The organism is Variovorax sp. 10L426 (genome assembly GCF_056395305.1).
In genome coordinates this window covers 1-1576 of sequence record NZ_JBFTJF010000047.1, presented here as the reverse complement: position 1 = coordinate 1576, position 1576 = coordinate 1, and the positions used below count along the sequence as shown (strand labels likewise).

Annotated in this window: 1 protein-coding gene; it reads right to left on the bottom strand. The window is 66.1% G+C overall.

Annotation, left to right across the window (positions count from 1 at the left end):
• Positions 1 to 172: 172 nt before the first annotated feature.
• Positions 173 to 1483, bottom strand: a complete 1311-nt coding sequence (locus tag AC1DHL_RS29620; protein WP_478164312.1) for an IS1380 family transposase — start codon at positions 1481 to 1483, stop codon at positions 173 to 175.
• Positions 1484 to 1576: the final 93 nt, after the last annotated feature.

Below are 1576 nucleotides of genomic sequence, written 5' to 3'. Positions count from 1 at the left end.
CCCGGATATTTCATCAGTAGGCCGATGTGGCGTTGACCGAACCTGGTGGCGGACATTGAGCGCGGTCTTGCGTCCAGTGTGAGCTACTGGATGGAGTCGCGGCTGTTTTTAGGCACACGACCCCCTTACCCCCGTTGTTTGTCAGCGTGCCGGGGACAGCACTGGATGAGGCTCAGGGGGCCAGCGCCTGGGCTGCGCTGAGGAACACGCTGCGCAGCGGGTGGTGCGAAGCCAGAAGGATCCGCACGCGTCTGGTGTTGCGCACGATGGCCGCGCCGATCTTCAGCAGCCGCACGCGAATCGTCGCTGCGGTGGCGCGCTCCAGTTCACTGCCTTTCAGGGCAAGTTCTCTCAGGCGCTGCATCAGCGTGTAGGCCAGCGCCGCCAGCAGCAGGCGAAGCTGGTTGGCCGCGAAGCGGTGGCAGCTCGCTCGGGTGCCGAACAGATCGAGCTGGGCCTCCTTGATGCGGTTCTCCGCCTCGCCGCGTGCACAGTACAGCCGCTCGTACAGCTGGACGGCGTCGCCTTGGAGATCGGTCACCACGAAGCGCGGGTTGTTGCCCTGGCTGCCGTGCTCCAGGCGCGTGATCACGCGTCGCTCGATGTCCCAGCTGTCGGCCGCGTAGACGAACTCGTCGATCAGGCGCTGCTTGGCGCCGGTGCGCGCGTACTCGTCGGCCAGCATCGCCTCGGCGTATTGCACGGTCGCCTCCAGCCGCGCGTTGCGCGCCAGCCCGACGATGTAGTGCACGCCCGAGCGCTCGCACCAGCGCAGCAATCTCTGACGACAGAAGCCCGAGTCACCGCGCACGATGATCCGCGCGTCGGGCCACGCCTGGCGCAGCCGCTGCACCAGCAGCTTGATCACCGCCGCGGCGTTCCTGGCGCCATCGATGCGACTGCGCCGCAAGACGCATGCGAGCATGGCATGGCCGCAGAACACGTACAGCGGCAGATAGCAGTGGTGGTCGTAATAGGCGTGGAACTCGCAGCGCTCCTGGCTGCCGTGCAAGGGCACATCCGAGGCGTCGATGTCCAGCACCAATTCCTCGGGCGCTGTCTTGTGGCTGGCGATGAACTGCTCGATGAGCACGCCGTGCAGCGCCACCGCCTGTGCGCGCGTGGCCCGCGTCTCCAGGCGGCTGAGCGTGGGCGAACTCGCCAGTGGATCGACCCGACCCACGGCCGTCTGCATCAGCAAGTCGTCTCTCAAGGTGTCGTGGTCGTTGAGGTCTTCGTAGCCGCAGCACAAGCCATAGATGCGCTGGGCGAGCAGGTCGCGCAGGCTGTGCGTGATGCGTGCCCGATCGCGTGGATCACTCAGCACGGCCGCAGCCGCGCGACTCAAACCGATGCGCTCGTCCACACGGCGCAGCAGCAACACGCCACCGTCCGAGCCGATGTCGCCGCCCTCGAAATTGGCCTCGATGACGCGGCGCCCCAGGCGCCCCAAATCCATCGTCCCATCGGTACACTTTGGCATCGGCAGTCCTCGGTTGAAATTGGCGTCAGATACCAATGTCAACGCGCTCCGGCACGAGGCTGCCGACCCTCTACTGGTGAAATTTCCGGGCTA